Consider the following 17,315-nt stretch of genomic DNA (forward strand, 5'->3'; position numbering starts at 1 on the left):
ATGGAATTATTAATCATCAAAATCGGTGATCACTATCTGCGGGTAAAGCCCCAAGGGTTTTTTAAGGTCGGCCTGGACAAGGCCTCGGTCTTTCCCATGAAAAATCTGGCCCAGGTTAAAACCCTTGCAAATGAGGCTGAAACCAAAGGATTTAAAAACATTGTCATCAAAAAGCTCGTGTTAACAGAAGAGGATCTTCCATGATTCAAATGGTGCTCAAAAAAATCAGACAGCTTGAAATCCAGCCCCTGCCCCCCATGGCAGCAGACCCTGATAGCGGCCAGGTCTTGATGGATGTCCTGGCCTGTGCCATCTGCAGGACTGATGCTAAAATGTGGGACCAGGGACACCGGGACCTTGTCTTTCCCAGGGTGCTGGGCCATGAGATGGTGGTTCAGGACCAAGAGAAAAAAATATATGGTCTGGCCCGGACTAAGCTGCGGCAATTGTCCCTATTGTCTTGCAGGCAAACAAAATTTGTGCGACAAGATGGAAATCACAGGATTTCATACCCACGGCGGATTTGCCCACAAGGTGATTCTGCCCAAAGCCAGCCTGATTCCCCTGCCCGGGGATCTGGATATACGCACCGCCTGTTTTGCCGAGCCTGTGGGATGCGTGGTCAATGCCTTTGAAAAACTCTCCCCTAAACCCGGCGCCAGGATTTTAATCCTGGGCGGCGGCACCATGGGCCTGATCATTGCACTTTATGCCCAATATCTGGGCCACTCTCCTCTGATCATAGAAAAGGATGAGGCCAAAATCCAGAAGATCTCCCCCATCCTGGACAGGGCCGATCTGATATGCCTTAAACAGACCCATGAGAGTCTTTTTGACCTGGTCATCAATGCCTGTCCGGATTTCAAGGCCTTTGCCCAGGCCATTGCCAAGGTGGACAAGGGCGGGAGCATCTGTTTTTTTTCCGGAATTTCAAAAAACCAAACCCTGGAGACCAATCTGCTGAACCTGATCCATTACAAGGAGGCCCGTATTTTCGGGGCATACGGCATGAAACGCTCTGACATGGAAAAGGGTATTCCCTTTCTGGTCTCCCAGGCCGAATCCATTCAAGGGCTCATCCAAAAGGTGGTTCCTCCGCAAATGGCCCCTGACCTTCTTGCCCGGGTACTTGCTGGCAAAGATTTAAAATATATCCTTGATTTTACCGGCCATGACACCCCTTTTGAAAACGAGGTCTCCACCAAGGCCCAGGCCTCTACCATAAAAAAGAAATCTGACCTCAGCCCCTTGTGCGCTTCCACAATCCAGGCGATTGTCTCACCGGATCAGAGGCTCAGGGCTGAGGCAGGGGCAAAAATGGATGATAAGAGCAAACCCTTGGGTGCCCTGGGAAAACTTGAAACCCTGAGTGTCCGGATCTGCCAAATCCAGAACACCCTGACCCCGAAAATAGAACAAAAAGCCATGCTGGTCTTTGCAGGGGACCACGGCATTACCGAAGAGGGGGTCTCTGCCTTTCCCAGCGAGGTCACAGGACAGATGGTGGACAATTTCCTCAAGGGCGGGGCAGCCATCAATGTGCTTTGCCGTCATCACGAAATTGAAATGAAGGTGGTGGACATGGGGGTAAAAAAAGCGTTTGAGCCCCATCCTGATCTGATCCGGGCAAAAGTTGCCGCGGGCACCCGGAATATGACATTGGCCCCTGCAATGACCAAACATCAAGCTGTCCAGGCCCTTGAAAACGGGATGACCGCCTTTTTCTCCATCTGGGAAGACAAAGGTCCCATCCAGATCATCGGCCTTGGGGAGATGGGTATCGGCAACACCACCTCGGCCTCGGCCATTATCTGCGCCATTACAGGCCTTGAACCGTCCACGGCTGCGGGCAGGGGAACCGGGGTGGATGACGAGGGGCTCTCCCATAAAGCCGAAGTGATTGAACGGGTGCTCAATTTCCATCACCCTGATCCTGAAAACGGATTTGAAATTCTAAGAACCCTGGGCGGATTTAAAATTGCCGGCATTGCAGGGGCAGCGCTTGCCGCGGCATCCAAAGGCTGCGCCGTGGTTCTGGATGGGGTCATCTCCACTGCCGCAGGCCTGGTCGCCCATGCCATCCATCCTGGAATCCAGGGCTATCTCATTGCAGGCCATAAATCCGTGGAAAAAGCCCAGGCGGCAGCCCTGGCCCATATGGACCTTGACCCGATAATTGATTTGTCCATGGGCCTGGGAGAAGGGACAGGCGCAGCACTTGCCATGGACATGGTTCAGACGGCCTGCAAACTCATGACGGAAATGGCCTCCTTTGACGAGGCCAAGATATCCAGATCCCGATCAGGCACGGAAAAAACATAATTGGGGAATGGTCAGCTTGAAGCCTTAAAAAACGGAAAAAATTAAATTTGCAAATCCAGACAAAGGAGGATAGCCTGTGAAGCATGGATGGATCAAAACGGCCCGCTCCCATAAAAAAAAGCCATGGGCGGATAAAGAAAAAGCCCTCACACAGCAAAGGTATTAACCCCAAAACAGACGCACCCAAAATATGTCAACCCCGACACTAACCCAATACCTGGCCCAATCCAGGACAAAGACAGATCACAAAGCGATTGACCTTGTGGTCATGGGCAATGAGGCCTGCGATCTGGATTCCATGGTATCGTCAATTGTCCTGGCGTATACCATGGCAGCCAAACAACAAAATGGCTGCTGTATTCCCCTGCTCCCCATAAAAAGAGGGGATTTCAGGCTCAGGCCAGAAGCGGTCGATCTGTTTAAGCTTGCAAAAATCGATCTCCAGCCCCTTGTTTTTCTGGATGATATAGAGCCGGATGGTTTCATGGCCCGGACAAAAAATATAATTCTGGTGGATCACAATCAATTGTCCAGGGCATTTGAATCCCATGGACCTAAGATTTCCATGATCCTCGATCACCACAAGGACCAGGGGCTTTATCCCCAGGCAAAAAAAACAATCCAGGCGGTGGGATCCTGTGCCACCCTGGTGGGAGAACGCCTGATTAAAAAACACCCGGAACTGGTTGCCCCCTGCCCGGGCCTCCTGCTTTTAGGCGCCATTCTTCTGGACACGGTCAACCTGGATCCAAAAGCCGGCCGCGTGACCCCAAAAGATAAAGCCATGGCTGCAGCTCTGGCCAAGTTTAGTCCCTCCGGACTGACTCCGTTTTTTAACCATCTTCAAAGCACCAGGTTCAGCACGAAAGATCTATCCTCTTTTGACCTTCTGAAACGGGATTACAAGGCGTATGGTTTCAAAGACTTCAGATGGGGCATTGGATCGGCCCTGGTCTGCCTGGAGGCGTGGGAAAAACGAGAAAACAACCTGGGCCTGGCGTTTGAGTCCTATGCCAGATCCAAAAACCTGGACCTTCTGGGATGCATGATTGCATATAAAGCCCAGGGATTTCACCGGCAAATGGTTTTATATGCCAAAAACGGGGCCGTCCATGACGGGGTGGTCAGGTTCCTGGAAAAAAAACTGGATTTTGAACCCTACACCTTAAAACATAAAATTGGGGGGCTGAACGGTAAAATCTCTTTTTACGCCCAAAAAAACCTGGAGATCTCCAGAAAAAAGCTGGCCCCCATCCTGGAAACCTATTTTAAGCTTATAATCCGCCCAAAATCGGGGGAATAAAACAAACCGATTATAAATATTTACTGCTCAGACCGCCATGGGGTTAATGGGAAGTCTTATGATAAACCGGGTACCCTTTCCGGGAAATGACTCAACCTCCATTTTCCCTTTATGATCCTCTACAACAATAAAATAGGAAACCGAAAGGCCCAATCCTGTTCCCTTGCTCACCTCCTTGGTGGTAAAAAAGGGTTCAAAAATCCGCTTTTGGGTCCGGGCATCCATCCCGGGGCCATTGTCCTCAATTTCAAGAACAATTGAATTTACCCCCGGCCTGAGGCCAATCGTGATTTTAGGGGAGACATCACTTAATTTTCGATTCATTTCCTGGAAAGCATTTTTTAAAATATTGAACAACACCTGCTGGATTTTGCTTTTCTCGCAGAATACCGCCGGGGTACCTGGATGATAATCCCTGAGGATTTCAATATCTTTAAAATCATACTCTTTTTTAAGGTCATAATCATTTTGGATCAGTTCCAGGGTCTGCTCAATGATGGTATCTATTTTTGCTTCTTTTTTAATGGATTTTCCCAGCTTGGCAAAACTCAACATATTTTCAACTATTTTAGCGGCACGACCGCCGGCTTTGTTAATGTTTTCCAATTGATTCAGCACCCCTCGTTTTTCCATAAAAGCGCTGATGATATCCATTGAAGTGCCCAATTTACGGGCCGTTTTCTCATTTGCCGGCAAGGCCTTGTTGGTGAGCCTATTGTAAATCACCTGGGCATTTTGCATCATCCCGGCCAGAGGATTATTGATCTCATGGGCCATACCTGCCGCAAGCCCGCCCACGGACATCATTTTTTCGGACTGGATGATCATATGCTCCATTCTTTTACGCTCGGTAATATCATGGACAACCACCCTTGCCCCTGTCATCCGGCCATTTTCATAGATATAATCCGAGTTGAGAACCACACAAATTTTTTCCTTATTTGGGGTGATGATTTCATATTCAACATTTGTAGCAGCTTTTCCGCCCCCAAGAACGCGCTCATATATTTTCATAAATTCTTTTCGGCTTTGTTGGGTTAAAAGCACCAAAGGGTTCATGGAGAGCAGTTCAAGTTCGGAAAAACCGGTATACTCACAAAAAAGAGAGTTCACCTTAACAAATGCGGGAATTCTAAAGTCAATCTCAAACATGCCTGCCGGGGCATGGTCAAAGAGATGGCGATACCGTTTTTCACTCTCCCGCAGTTCATCCTCTGCACGCTTGCGGTCAATGGATATGGCAATTTGATGGGAAATGGATGCCAAAACCCTTAAATCCTGCCCAGTGTATAAATTGGGATCTGTATAGCTTTGAACGGTAACCACACCAATGACTTTATCCTTGATCATGATCGGCACTCCCATCCAGATTTCAGGCACCGGTCCCCTGACACCATCTTTTTCTGATATTTTTTTTAGCATTCCAGACTTGAGCAGCAAGGGTTGTCTTTGGGACACCACCAAGCCGGTCAATGATTTTTCGGGATCAAAATCCACAACCTTATAGGATGCGTCATCCGTCTGGTCTACGAAATACGGAAAATGCAAGGTCTTTTCCGTCTCATTGACAATGGCAATAAAGAAATTGGTAACATCAAAAATCGCACCGAGCAACGAATGAATCTGTTGGTACAACTCGTCTAAATTCAGGGTAATATTCACAGCATATGAAATGGCAAATAAAATTTTATTGATATCTTCTGAATCAGTGATGTCCGGTTAGGTTTTTGCTTGCTCAATAATTTTTTGATCTTTGACAATATTGTCCCTGTTTGAACTATGAGAGCCCTGCTCCTCGCAGCCAAACAGGTCATTTAGAATGGCGGTTCGCAGCTGCCGAACTCTTTTGATCGTGACCTTTTCATTAAACTGTTTTTGGCAATGGATTGCCAGTAACAGGTAAGTGATAAGGCCGCCAAGAATCTGAACCATAAGGCCGTATTCACTGCGGGCAATGAGATGATATACCTTCAGATGTTCTTTCCACCATTTGAAAAAATCCTCAATGGTCCACCGGAGTTTATAAATTGTTGCTATTTGTTCCGCTGTTAAATCATGCCTGTCAGTTGCCACATAGTATTTGACGCCAGCAATTTTATAGCCAACAACCCGAACAGGCCTTTTCGTCTGGTTTTGATTCGGAGTACCAAGTTTAACCAGTGCATCATAAAAAATGTAGCTGTCGGAAGGGGTCTCGTGGTTATCAATAATTGTTCTTGTTGTCCTGGTTTTTATACGGCAGACAAAATGTTTGCCTTGCTCCTGAAGCAGGTCAAATTCTTTATGGGATTGATATCCACGATCCATAACACCTGTTTGCCCCTTGGAAAGTATTTTGGGAACAAAAGTGCGTTCAGCGCCGTTGCCTTCAGTCAAAAAGATTTTGTTTGGGATTCCGTGATTAATGTCAAATCCGCAATGTACTTTGGCTTTTTTACTTCCTTTTCTGTAGTTCGCCCAGTGCATTGAAAGGACTGCATTTATGAGACTACCGTCAATGGAAACCAACTCTCCTAACTCGGCGTGTTCACCCGGATGACACTCAAGAGCCTGTTTATAAAGATCCTCAAAGATAAATTGCAGTTGTTCGAGTCCCCTGTGATTGATGGCTTCACAGAAACTACTACGGCTGATACCACCGTCTGGCGCAATATTTTCTTTAGCAAAAACATTCTCCTTGAGATCCTGAATTAAATGTCGGGCAGACTTGTGCTCCTGAAGATGGAAATAAACCAAAGCATTTATCTGGTCTTCGAATGTCATTTTTAAAGGGCGGTCTCCTCGAGATTGTAATTCCGGTGCTTTTGAAAGTGACTTTATCAGAGGGCACCTGAAATTGTCAAAGTTCAGGGACCGTAGTTGTTTTTTAGGGACTGAGATGTGCGTCATTTGAGCTCCTTGAGTTAAATTTTCAAGGCGCACAAAAATTTTTACGCACATTTGTCAACACAAAACAGACTGTTTTTTCAATGATTTTAGATGCTTTTTATATGCAACAACCTAACCGGACACTACTGCTTCTGAATGTTTCCTGTCCGTTATATCATTTACCAGAGAGGCCACACCAATGGTCCGGCCGCTCTCATTTTTAAGGACCGTATTATACCAATCGCACAAAATTAGCCGGCCGGCCTGGGTCACATTTCCGTTTTCCCATTTTCCCCCGGCCCTGCCTGCAACAAGGTCCTGGAAACAATGCGGGACCAGTTTTTTTTCTTTCCGAGGCAGAATGAATTCTGACATATGTCTGCCCATGGCCTCTTTTCGAGTATATCCGAATATACGCTCAGCCGCAGTATTCCATTCAATGACCTTTAATTCCCGGCTCCAGTAGATGGCTCCCACCGGGGTATTTTGAAGGTAAAAGGAAAGAAGCTGTTCACTTTTTTTCAACCGGGAGTTTACCCGTCTTGCTCTTAAAAAAAGAATGCTGACGACAAGGATCCCTCCCCCCAGCAGTAATACTGCAGCCCAACCCAGCCAGGCGGTCCTTTGGCCCTGCCCATAAAAGCCCAAAGGCCGATTGATGATCCGGCTGCCCTGGGGAAGGCGGTCCACGGACAATCCAGATTTTTCAAGGGTGTTAAAGTCAAAGGTATAATGGCCGGGACTCTTTTTCATCACAGGAAGATTGCCCGGTACCTCACCGCCAATAATACACAGGCCCATCTGTGCTGCAACACGGCCCTGGGCAGACGCTATGTCGGGGGAAAAAAAGAGCAGAGGCATTAAAATAAAAAATAATTTTGGCAAACCGTGTAGATCTTTCATTCATCCCCGCACGCATTCTTATCGACAATAGAGACCCGCCCAAACTCTGGGGATCCCGATTCCACCTGGCCCAAACTTCCCCCCTATTCCAAAAAAATGCCGATCTGTTTCATATAGGCTGTGATCTCATTGATGGTTTCAGGAATCTTTTCTTCAAGGGTGGGCACAACAATAATGGTATCATCTCCGGCCACAGATCCGAGAACCAGGTCAAAATCATGGTCATCAATGAATTTAGCCACGGTATTGGCTGTGCCGGGCCGGGTGTGAATAACAATCAAATGGGTATTGTGGGCAATGGATTTGACCAGGGAATCAAAAAAACCAATGTCTTTGAGTTCGGTTTTGGCCAGGGCCCAGACCGTACTGCCGGAACCGTCCTGGCCCTTGATGGCATTAATTTTTTTAAGGGCCCTGGAAACCGATGACTGGGTGGTGGTAATGCCCCTTTCCTTGAGTGCCTGAACCAGCTGGGCCTGGTTGCCGGTCACTCCCTGGGAAAACAATAAATGGAGTTCTGAAGCTATGGTCATAGTATTATCATATTTATGCATGAATATTAAAAATATATGCGCTTTTTATACTCAATACCCTTGACTATTTCAAGATTTTTCTGCATTAATAGCCAATGTTTAATCCCTATAAAAATAAAATATAAAAGGAGTTCATAATGACAAAGGAAAAAGTGGTCCTGGCCTATTCCGGCGGACTGGATACATCGGTCATCCTCAAATGGTTGCTTGAACAAGGATATGAGGTGTTTGCATATATGGCCAATATCGGTCAGCAGGAAGACTTTGAAACCGCCGAAAAAAAAGCATTGCAGATCGGGGCTTCAAAGGTGTTTATCGAAGATATGAGAAAAGAATTTGTCACCGATTATATCTTTCCGGTATACAAGGCCAACACAGTGTACGAAGGCCGGTATCTTTTGGGCACAGCCATTGCCCGCCCCATCATTGCCAAAAGACAGATTGAAATCGCCAATGAGGTGGGTGCCCAATATGTCTCCCACGGCGCTACAGGCAAGGGCAACGACCAGGTCAGGTTTGAACTTTCCTATTATGCCCTCAACCCCCAGATCAAGGTAATTGCCCCATGGAAAAACACGGACTTTCTCAATGCGTTCAAGGGACGGACCGATCTTTTAGACTATGCTGAAAAACACAATATCCCCACCAAGCAGACCGCATCCAAACCCTATAGCGAGGATGACAACCTGCTGCACATCTCCCATGAGGCCGGTATTTTAGAGGATCCGGGCGCCATTTGTGAAGAGAGCATTTATTCGCACACCATCTCTCCTGAAAATGCCCCGGACACCCCCACAAGAATCATCCTTGAATTCAAGGATGGTATTCCGGTACGGGTAGAAAACCTTGAAGACGGGACTCAAAAAACCGATGCCTTGGAGCTCTTTGAATACCTGAACCAGCTGGGCCGCGAAAACGGTATCGGCCGCCTGGACATGGTGGAAAACAGATTTGTGGGCATCAAATCCCGGGGGGTCTATGAAACTCCGGGAGGCGCCATTCTCCACCAGGCCCATATGGATATTGAAGGCATTGCCATGGACCGGGAGGTGATGCGGCTGCGGGACATGCTGGCCGCCAAGCTTGGTGAACTGGTATATAACGGATTCTGGTTCAGCCCTGAAATGGAATTTCTCATGGCCGCCATGGACAAAAGCCAGGAAGTCATTGACGGGGAAGTCACCCTGAAATTGTACAAGGGGGTTGCCTATCCCATTGCCAGAACCTCCCCCTCATCCCTGTACAACCAGGATCTTTCGTCCATGGACATTGAAGGGGGATATAATCAGGAAGATGCCGAAGGGTTTATCCGGATCAATGCCATCCGCCTCATGGCCCACAGAAATATCGTCGAAAAAAAATAATCCGCTTTGCTTCCCCGGGTGACCGGGGAAGCAAAATTTATTTTAGCCTGGGATTATTGCCCGGCAATGGGCTCAACAAATCTTGACTCCGAATCCCAGGGAAAAAGAATCCAGGTATCCTGGCTCACTTCGGTTACATGGGCATCCACCAGAGGTTTTCCCGCGGGTTTGGCATATACCGTGGCAAAATAGGCCTTGGGCAGCATCTCCCTGACCAGTTTTGCCGTAGAACCTGTGTCCACCAAATCGTCAATGATGAGCAGGTCTTTTCCATCCCCTTCCATGGGCTTTAAAATGGTGGCTTCTCCCTGGTTCTGCCAGTCATAACTGGTAATGCATATGGTATCGATAAGATGAATAGAAAGCTCCCGGGCAATGATGGCGGCAGGCACAAGCCCCCCCCGGGTCACGGCCACGATCCCCTTCCATTTTCGATCCCTGTCATGAAGACGCCAGGACAAGGCCTTGGCATCCCTGTGAAGCTGGTCCCAGGAAATGGGATAACTCCTTTTGTAACGGTCTTCTTCTTTTCCCATGATACGGCTTTGCTCCCGTGAATAAAAATTATCTTTCATATTATGGACTTTTTGTCTGCCTGTTTTATGTTATCTGAGGATAAATGAAAAGTATTTACCCGAATATTTCACAAAATTTTAGGCTGGGCCATGAGACCCATAATAATTTGACCCGCAATTGACAGGGTTTAAAATATCCAGCAAAAAGGAAACCCATGAAAAAAACCATTGGAAAATGCCTCTCCTGCGGTGGAGAACTCAGGATCAAACGAACCTGAACCCGGATATATCTTTGCTGCAGGTCCTGCAGCACCCTTTACCCTGAAGATAAATACAAGGATCTCATGGATGAATTTCTCGAAGAACAGCTCGCCAATGTGCCGGTGAACAGACTATAACCCCCAAAAATATCTTTTCTGTTATGGTGTTTTTTTTATAATTCTGTATCTGTTAAGACCATTCTTTTCCAGGTATATTATAAATAATTATATCAAATTTCAACCCAAGGGGGAGTATTATGCAGGGCTCACGCATGTAAATATTGTAAAGTGCCTATAGTTTTGATTGGTTCAAGTATCATCCAAACATAACTTCCTCCAGATATTTGATATCCATAGCAGCATTCAACCTTTTGGTTTTTACACTCCCTTTAAATGTCTTATTGTTCCGTAATAAATTTAATGCAATGTGCCGAATCGCTGCAAAATTCTCAGGAGAGTTCCCCTTTCTGACTCTGCTTTCGTCTTCACGGAACGCAATATCCAATACCCAATGCACTGAATTTTCAATTCCCCAATGCCTCCTGACAGCATTACCAAAAATATTGGGGTCGCTATCCAGGCTCGATATATAATATCGCTTTTCATGACTGATCTGGCCGTCCATTTCCCGGGTGGATTCAATCATTCCAATACTTTTCAAACCTTTCCAACTTTTTTTATCTTCAAACCAATCAATATCAGAGGTTATCACAGCCCTGCGCGTTTCGACTCGACCGTGCCCTCCGTCAACACTGGTCTGTTCATTAAACTGGTACCCCTGATTTTTCATTTCTTCCATTTTATTGAAAAAAAGTACCGCTTCATCATGCAAGGTTTTATGATTTTCTTTCAGGGCAAGGACATAGTCACACCCTTTGTTTATTATGGTTTCAGCGATTTTCTTTTGAGTGCCCATGGCATCAATGGTTATAATGCAGCCCGAGATATCTAAAAGTTTTAAAAGATTTGGAATGGCCGTAATTTCATTTGATTTTTCTTCGGTTTTTAATTGCCCTAAAACCACTTTATTAGACGAAGCCCACGCACTGATCATATGAATGGCTTTCTTATCATTGGAGGTATCGTGTGAACGCCTTAGAGTTTTGCCGTCGATTGCAATGACTTGACCTTTGGTCATCTTTGCAACCGACTGAACCCAGTGCATAAAACTGCTCTGAAATTCATTCGGGTTCATCCTTTCAAAAATTCTGCCAAAGGTGTCATGGGAGGGTATCCCATGGGGAAGGCTTAGAAATTTTGACAACCACCTTTTTCTCTTTTTGCCAAAGTTTTCAATTTGCTCATAAGTGTCTGCGCCAGCAACTACCGCACAAATTGCGATGATGACGACATCAATTAAATTATGAAGCTTATTGTGGTGTCTGGGGTCCTGAATATTGTCAAAAAAAGTTTCAAGAGATTTTTTTTCGTTCATTGGCAACTCCCTGTGTTTATTGCCATATATATCGTATCTGTGCAGCGATGTCTAGGAAAATTTTGTTCGATGCTCATATACTATAACAAGCCAGGAGAGCCAGGCTGGGATAGGGTGAAGGGGGTGGAGTGGCGTAAATGAGCGGCCCGCCAGGACGGCATAGGTCCGATCATTTCCGCTTCTTAAGCGGTCAGGACGACCGCTTAAGATTTAACGGAATCCCCCTCACCTATTCCAGCCGGGTAAGGACGAATCTTAATAAAAGTTACATGCGATGACCCTGGAGTATTATGGCGTTCAAACATATTTTAGCCCAGCGGACCAAACTCATGGAGGCCAATGCCATCAGGGAAATTCTCAAGGTGGTCTCCAACCCGGGAATCATCTCTCTTGCCGGGGGCATTCCCTCTCCGGACAGTTTTCCCATGGAGATATTTGAACAACTCTGCTCCCAGGTTCTGACCACCTATAAATCCCAGGCATTTCAATACGATCTCACCGAAGGGTTCATGCCCTTGAGAGAACAGATGGCAGGGCTGCTTGAAAACAGAGGCATTAAAATCACACCCCAAGCGGTGAATATCACCTCAGGCTCCCAGGGCGTTCTGGATGCCGCAGCCAAGCTCATGATATCCAAAGGGGATAAAATTGCGATTGAAGCGCCCACCTATCTTGGGGCCATTTCGGCTTTCAACCCCTATGAACCTGAGTACATCCCCATGGAAATGGATGACCAGGGCCTTGTTCCCGAATCGTTAGAGCAAGTCCTCAACACCCACAACATTAAGTTTATTTACCTGGTGCCCACCTTCCAGAATCCCACGGGCCGGAGCCTGACCATGGAAAGAAGGGTTAAGATTGCCCAAATCATAAAAAAGCATAATACCCTGCTCATTGAAGATGACCCCTACTCCGCCCTCAGATATTCAGGAGAGGATCTTGCCCCCATCAAGACCCTGGCCCCGGACCATGTCGTCTATATTTCCACCCTGTCCAAGGTCTTTGCCCCGGGCCTGCGTATCGGGTTTTATGCTGCTCCCGAATTCATCCGCCAATGGCTGGTATTGGTTAAACAAGGGGTGGATCTTCATACCTCCACATTCAATCAGGCATTGGCTGCCCAATACCTGGCCGGCAACCACCTAAAGGCCCAGCTGCCGAAAATCATCGACCTGTACCGGCCCAGACAAAAGGCCATGATGGACGCCTTAGAGCACCATCTCCCGAAGGAGTTCAAGGTTGCTCCCTCTGAAGGGGGGATGTTTTTATGGGTCCAGGGCCCCAAAGGCTTAAACGGTATGGATCTTTATCAAAAAGCCCTGGAAAACGGGGTGGCATTTGTGCCGGGACAATTTTTTTATACCGATCCCGACCAGGGTCATGAAACCATGAGGCTCAATTACACCATGGCAGATGAACCCACCCTTGAAAAGGCCGTTGAAAAACTGGGCAGGGCAGTCCGCCAAATGCAGGAATAAAGCGTTTTTCTCAAATCCACTGCCTAATTTCATATTTGCTTAAATATGGGGGTTCCGTGCTGTCCCAGCCACCTGCAAGGTACCAGATTGCGTCGTCAAGCAAGCAACAAGTGAGGTGTATAAGTCAGACTCCCCAGGGAGGAGCAACCCCAGGCAGCGAAGAAGAGGGTGCTGTATGGTGGATCACAGGTTTTTTATTTTCCGTTTAAAATCAAACATGGATATGATAGATTATCTGCCATACCGGCATTAAGATAACCCTCTATCTGGAACGTCCATGATTTTTTTGATCAGGCGATTTCTTTATTTCTCTATCCTTGTTTTCTGGATCGCAGTCCTTGTTTTCTCCACCAGACTTGTCAGCCAGGCGGCAACACAGACCTCTGTGCCGTCTTCCAAAACCTTTCCCGTGTTCAAAGAGATAGAGCCCAACGTTGATTTCTGGATTGATATATTTACAAAATACTCAAAAGCTCAGGGCGTTCTCCATGACGCCCGAGACCTGTCCCGGGTTTACAAGGTGATTCAACTGAACCCGGACAATACCCGGAAGGCTGCCAAGGAAAACCAGAAAACCAAAAAAAAGGCCATTAAAAAATACAAGGCCATCTTGTTGAAACTGGCCCAGGGCCATGCCCCGGCCTCAGCAAAAGAGAAAAAAACAGCCGCCCTGTTCGGTTCCGTTCCCAAGGCATCCACCCTGGGTCAGGCCGCCTTAAATTTACGAATCCAGACCGGGTTGAAAGACCAGTTCAAAGAGGGGCTTGTCCGGTCAGGCGCCTTGATTGACGAATTCAAACGAATTTTTTTATCCCATGGACTGCCCCAGGACCTGGCATTTCTGCCCTGCGTAGAGTCCTCCTTTAATGTGAATGCCTATTCAAAATTTGGTGCAGCCGGGATCTGGCAGTTTACCCGGTCCACAGGAAAACGGTATATGGAAATCGGTTATGTGGTGGATCAGCGGCGGGATCCCTATATATCGACCCAGGGGGCTGCAAACCTGCTCAAACGCAACTATTCAGTGCTCAAAAACTGGCCCATGGCCCTTACCGCATACAACCACGGCCTCAACGGAATGAAACGGGCCAAAAAAAAACATCAAACCTATCCCAGGATATATTCAGACTATAAGAGCAGGTCCTTTAAATTCGCCTCCCGAAATTTTTACTCAGAATTTCTGGCAGCCCGACAGGTGGCCAAACATCCTAGCCAATATTTCAAGGACCTGACCCCGGCCAAACCTGTCAGCCACACCCTGTTCAAGGTTCAAGGCTTTGTGCCGGCAAAGGATCTGGCCAAGGGGTTAGGCCTTGGCATCAATGAGATTAAACAACTAAATCCGGCCTTAAGAAAACCGGTGTTTGACAACAGAAAATATATTCCCAAAGGATATGAACTCCGTCTGCCCCAAGGCATTGCCAGCCAGGCTGTGGCGCGGGCGGCAGCCCCCTTGTACAAAGACAGGCAAAAGCCCAGCAAATTTCACCGGGTCCACAAAGGCGATACCGCAGGCCGCATTGCCCGCACCCACAAAGTGGGTCTCAATGACCTGATCCTGGCCAACGACCTTGGCAGACGGGCCACCATCTACATTGGCCAGACCTTGAGAATTCCGTCCAGAGGCGAAATCGTTCCCCTTAAAACCGCCCTGGCCAAAGCCCACCCCTGAAAAAAAAGAGATAATAACAGTCTCCCATGCGCCACCCAAGGCTGACAAGACAAGCCGTCAGCCCCGGCCTGCCCCCATAAAAACGGTTAAAACAGTTCCCAAGAAGGCAGTGGTTCCAAAAGACCTTACCCTTGAAAAACAGCCACAGGCCATTTTACCACCAGAGGCTGAAATCCAGGCAAAACCGGCCATCACAGCCACCCAGGTCAACCTAAAAATTGTGACCAGCGATCTTAAAATCCAAAAAACCATTCAAAAAAACAACCGATTGATCGGGGTCATCCATGTGGCAGCCGAAGAAACCTTGGGCCATTATGCCGACTGGCTCTCCATTGCCACCCAAACCATAAGAAACCTGAACCGCCTGCCCTTTGGCAGAGCCATCACCATTGGCCAGGCCATTAAAATTCCTTTGCCTGAAACAGGGTCCAAGGATTTTGAAGAACAACGTTACGAATTTCACCAGGAAATTCTGGAAGATTTTTTTGATTCCTATTTTGTGGCCTCAACCCAGGTCTATGACATCAAATCCGGGGATACCCTCTGGTTCTTGTGTGTAAACCAATTGGAAATCCCGCTATGGCTGCTTGAAAAGTATAACCCAGCCATAAATCTGGCCCGCCTTAAACCAGGCCAGCAACTGACCTACCCCCTGGTCAGCCCCAATGAAATTCATGGGGACAAAAACGGAGAAATCCATGGGCTATAAATCCATCGTCCCTGACTCCTTCCTGGACAAAGCGCTATTTATCGTTCTATATTGGCGCCAGACCCAATTAATTGCTTACAATATATCAACAAGGCAGACGTTTTAATCGATGGACCGGCTCTTTAATCCCCTTTTAAGGCATTATGATAAAAGGGAAAAAGAAATTTATCTCAAGGCAAAATTTATCCTGGTGGGCACTGTTTTCATAACCCTGTCCCTGTTTTTTTCCTTGATATATACCATCTGGCTGGATTCTGCCCCTGTGTCCGTCGTTCTTGTTGAATCCATTGGGCTTGGACTCATGCTATTTTCCCTGGGCGTGCTTGTTAAGGGCAAATACGATATTGCCGTTCATACCATTTTGACCATCAGCTTTATTACGATCTGGACGATTTTATTTATTGAACCGGCAGATTCGATATTTACCAAGCTGGATACCATTGTCTTTGTGCCTGCCCTGCTTGCTGCCATGCCCCTTTTATTTTTTAACAGCCGAAAACCCCTGGCAATTTATTTTTCTGTCAATATGGCTGTTTTTTTCCTGTTTATCTATCTTTTAAAAGATACCCCGGGCCTGAGCGAACTTGAACGGATCGATTATTTTCTGGACAATTCAGTTGCCATCGGATTTGTCTCGTTTGTCTCTTTTGCCCTGTTTGCCATATATAAGAATGTATTGACCGCTTTGAAACTTGAGTTACAAGACCGGGAAAACGCCCTTAAAGAGAGTGAAAACCTTTTATCTTTCCATCTTATGAATACCCCTGTGGGCGCGATTTCCTGGGACATAAATTTCAATGTAACAGAGTGGAACCCGGCAGCCCAGATTATATTCGGATATACAAAAGAGGAGGCCCTGGGCAAAAATGCCGCTGACCTGATTCTTCCTTCAAACGTCATCCACTCTGTGACCGAGGTTTTCCAAAAGGCATTGTCAGGCACGGGCGGGAAAAAAAACATCAATGAAAATATGACCAAAAATGGAAAACACATTCTCTGTGACTGGTTCAACACCAAATTGATAAATACTGAAGGCCAGGTCGTTGGCGTGGCCTCATTGGTCAACGACATTACAGAACGAAGAAAAACCCAGGAAATAATGATTCAATCGGAAAAAATGATGTCCGTGGGCGGGCTTGCCGCAGGCATGGCCCATGAAATCAACAACCCCCTGGCCGGAATGATGCAGAATGCCCAGGTGGTGTTAAATCGACTGACCAAGGATATCCCGGCCAACCATGAGGCCGCCCGGAAAGCTGGCACCTCCATGAAGGCCATCAAAAATTTCATGGAAAAAAGAGCGGTTCTCACCCACCTTGACGATATCCACCAGGCAGGCGAACGTGCAGCCAAAATCGTTGCAAACATGCTCAGCTTTTCAAAAAAAAGCGGGGTTGCCAGAAAAAAAACAAACCTAGCCGAATTGATTGACAATGCGCTGAATCTTGCCCAGAATGACTATAACCTGAAAAAAGACTTTGATTTCAAATCAATTAAACTTAACCGAAAATTTGCTCCAGATTTGCCACTGATCTATTGTGAGGAGACCAAAATTCAGCAGGTTGTCTTTAATATTATCAAAAATGCCTCCGAGGCAATGGGACAAAATCCCCCCCAAGTTCCCCCTGAAATCATCCTGCGCATTTTAGAACAACCCGGCATGGCCTGTATTGAAATAGAAGACAACGGCCCGGGCATTGACAAGGAGACACGCAAACGAATTTTTGAACCTTTTTTTACGACCAAAGAGGTGGACAAGGGAACCGGACTTGGGCTTTCGGTCTCATATTTTATCATCGTAGACGACCATGGCGGTGAACTCTCTGTGGAATCCCCCCCTGGCAAAGGGGCAAAATTCATCATCAAACTCCCGTTCAGATCTTGAATCCAAACCGGCCCCGGGTTCAAGCAAACCTAATCCATCGGCAGAATCTTCAGAACTCAGGGCATTAT

The 17,315-nt window shown here is 46.9% G+C and carries 14 protein-coding genes and 1 pseudogene; 9 read left to right on the forward strand and 6 right to left on the reverse strand.

Annotation, left to right across the window (positions count from 1 at the left end; translation table 11 throughout):
* The 3 genes and pseudogenes from HUN05_22560 to HUN05_22570 all read left to right on the forward strand — a co-directional run bounded on the left by HUN05_22560 (position 1) and on the right by HUN05_22570 (position 3,625).
* Positions 1–204, forward strand: coding sequence for a hypothetical protein (locus HUN05_22560; protein WDP87564.1), 204 nt, complete (start codon positions 1–3; stop codon positions 202–204).
* Positions 201–2,322, forward strand: a pseudogene (cobT, locus tag HUN05_22565) (nicotinate-nucleotide--dimethylbenzimidazole phosphoribosyltransferase). The gene HUN05_22560 and the pseudogene cobT overlap by 4 nt, the downstream one beginning before the upstream one ends.
* Before the next feature lie 190 nt (positions 2,323–2,512).
* Positions 2,513–3,625, forward strand: coding sequence for a DHH family phosphoesterase (locus tag HUN05_22570; protein ID WDP87565.1), 1,113 nt, complete (start codon positions 2,513–2,515; stop codon positions 3,623–3,625).
* Between the two features lie 27 nt (positions 3,626–3,652).
* Here the strand turns inward: HUN05_22570 and HUN05_22575 are convergent, their stop codons facing one another.
* From HUN05_22575 to HUN05_22585, 3 genes are all read right to left on the reverse strand, one after another.
* The gene (locus tag HUN05_22575; protein ID WDP87566.1) at positions 3,653–5,287 is read right to left on the reverse strand and encodes a PAS domain S-box protein; all 1,635 of its coding nucleotides are present in this window, start codon (positions 5,285–5,287) and stop codon (positions 3,653–3,655) included.
* 57 nt (positions 5,288–5,344) lie between these two features.
* The gene (locus tag HUN05_22580) at positions 5,345–6,514 is read right to left on the reverse strand and encodes an IS4 family transposase (GenBank protein WDP88198.1); all 1,170 of its coding nucleotides are present in this window, start codon (positions 6,512–6,514) and stop codon (positions 5,345–5,347) included.
* Positions 6,515–6,625: 111 nt separating this feature from the next.
* A complete protein-coding gene (locus HUN05_22585; protein ID WDP87567.1) occupies positions 6,626–7,018 on the reverse strand; it encodes a PAS domain S-box protein in 393 nt (130 codons plus the stop codon).
* A 99-nt stretch (positions 7,019–7,117) separates the two neighbouring features.
* Between HUN05_22585 and HUN05_22590 the strand changes: the two genes are divergently transcribed.
* Entirely contained in the window at positions 7,118–7,357 is a 240-nt protein-coding gene (locus tag HUN05_22590; protein WDP87568.1) for a hypothetical protein, read from the forward strand.
* Positions 7,358–7,479: 122 nt separating this feature from the next.
* Here the strand turns inward: HUN05_22590 and HUN05_22595 are convergent, their stop codons facing one another.
* Positions 7,480–7,929: an arginine repressor gene (locus HUN05_22595; GenBank protein WDP87569.1), complete on the reverse strand. Its 450-nt coding sequence runs from the start codon at positions 7,927–7,929 to the stop codon at positions 7,480–7,482.
* Between the two features lie 137 nt (positions 7,930–8,066).
* Here HUN05_22595 and HUN05_22600 point away from each other — a divergent pair, with 137 nt between their 5' ends.
* On the forward strand, positions 8,067–9,293 hold the full coding sequence (locus HUN05_22600; GenBank protein ID WDP87570.1) for an argininosuccinate synthase: 1,227 nt from the start codon (positions 8,067–8,069) through the stop codon (positions 9,291–9,293).
* Between the two features lie 53 nt (positions 9,294–9,346).
* On the opposite strand, the gene gpt is transcribed toward HUN05_22600, so the two are convergent.
* A complete protein-coding gene (gpt, locus tag HUN05_22605; GenBank protein ID WDP87571.1) occupies positions 9,347–9,829 on the reverse strand; it encodes a xanthine phosphoribosyltransferase in 483 nt (160 codons plus the stop codon).
* 555 nt (positions 9,830–10,384) lie between these two features.
* Positions 10,385–11,503: an ISAs1 family transposase gene (locus tag HUN05_22610; GenBank protein ID WDP87572.1), complete on the reverse strand. Its 1,119-nt coding sequence runs from the start codon at positions 11,501–11,503 to the stop codon at positions 10,385–10,387.
* A gap of 290 nt (positions 11,504–11,793) precedes the next feature.
* On the opposite strand from HUN05_22610, the gene HUN05_22615 reads away from it, so the two are divergent.
* The 4 genes from HUN05_22615 to HUN05_22630 all read left to right on the forward strand — a co-directional run bounded on the left by HUN05_22615 (position 11,794) and on the right by HUN05_22630 (position 17,247).
* Positions 11,794–12,981, forward strand: a complete 1,188-nt coding sequence (locus tag HUN05_22615; GenBank protein WDP87573.1) for a PLP-dependent aminotransferase family protein — start codon at positions 11,794–11,796, stop codon at positions 12,979–12,981.
* A 277-nt stretch (positions 12,982–13,258) separates the two neighbouring features.
* A complete protein-coding gene (locus HUN05_22620) occupies positions 13,259–14,653 on the forward strand; it encodes a transglycosylase SLT domain-containing protein (GenBank protein WDP87574.1) in 1,395 nt (464 codons plus the stop codon).
* Positions 14,654–14,762: 109 nt separating this feature from the next.
* Positions 14,763–15,362, forward strand: coding sequence for a LysM peptidoglycan-binding domain-containing protein (locus tag HUN05_22625; protein WDP87575.1), 600 nt, complete (start codon positions 14,763–14,765; stop codon positions 15,360–15,362).
* A 109-nt stretch (positions 15,363–15,471) separates the two neighbouring features.
* Complete coding sequence (locus tag HUN05_22630; protein WDP87576.1) at positions 15,472–17,247, forward strand: PAS domain S-box protein; 1,776 nt, start codon at positions 15,472–15,474, stop codon at positions 17,245–17,247.
* Positions 17,248–17,315 lie beyond the last annotated feature (68 nt).

The organism is Desulfobacter sp., from assembly GCA_028768545.1.
Taxonomy (GTDB): Bacteria; Desulfobacterota; Desulfobacteria; order Desulfobacterales; family Desulfobacteraceae; genus Desulfobacter.

Excerpts from the sequence above, each read along its gene's own strand:
- HUN05_22620 (WDP87574.1), top strand. The coding sequence starts at position 13,259 with ATGATTTTTTTGATCAGGCGATTTCTTTATTTCTCTATCCTTGTTTTC.
- gpt (WDP87571.1), bottom strand. The coding sequence starts at position 9,829 with ATGGGAAAAGAAGAAGACCGTTACAAAAGGAGTTATCCCATTTCCTGG.
- HUN05_22560 (WDP87564.1), top strand. The coding sequence starts at position 1 with ATGGAATTATTAATCATCAAAATCGGTGATCACTATCTGCGGGTAAAG.
- HUN05_22630 (WDP87576.1), top strand. The coding sequence starts at position 15,472 with ATGGACCGGCTCTTTAATCCCCTTTTAAGGCATTATGATAAAAGGGAA.
- HUN05_22600 (WDP87570.1), top strand. The coding sequence starts at position 8,067 with ATGACAAAGGAAAAAGTGGTCCTGGCCTATTCCGGCGGACTGGATACA.
- HUN05_22615 (WDP87573.1), top strand. The coding sequence starts at position 11,794 with ATGGCGTTCAAACATATTTTAGCCCAGCGGACCAAACTCATGGAGGCC.
- HUN05_22610 (WDP87572.1), bottom strand. The coding sequence starts at position 11,503 with ATGAACGAAAAAAAATCTCTTGAAACTTTTTTTGACAATATTCAGGAC.
- HUN05_22570 (WDP87565.1), top strand. The coding sequence starts at position 2,513 with ATGTCAACCCCGACACTAACCCAATACCTGGCCCAATCCAGGACAAAG.
- HUN05_22580 (WDP88198.1), bottom strand. The coding sequence starts at position 6,514 with ATGACGCACATCTCAGTCCCTAAAAAACAACTACGGTCCCTGAACTTT.
- HUN05_22595 (WDP87569.1), bottom strand. The coding sequence starts at position 7,929 with ATGACCATAGCTTCAGAACTCCATTTATTGTTTTCCCAGGGAGTGACC.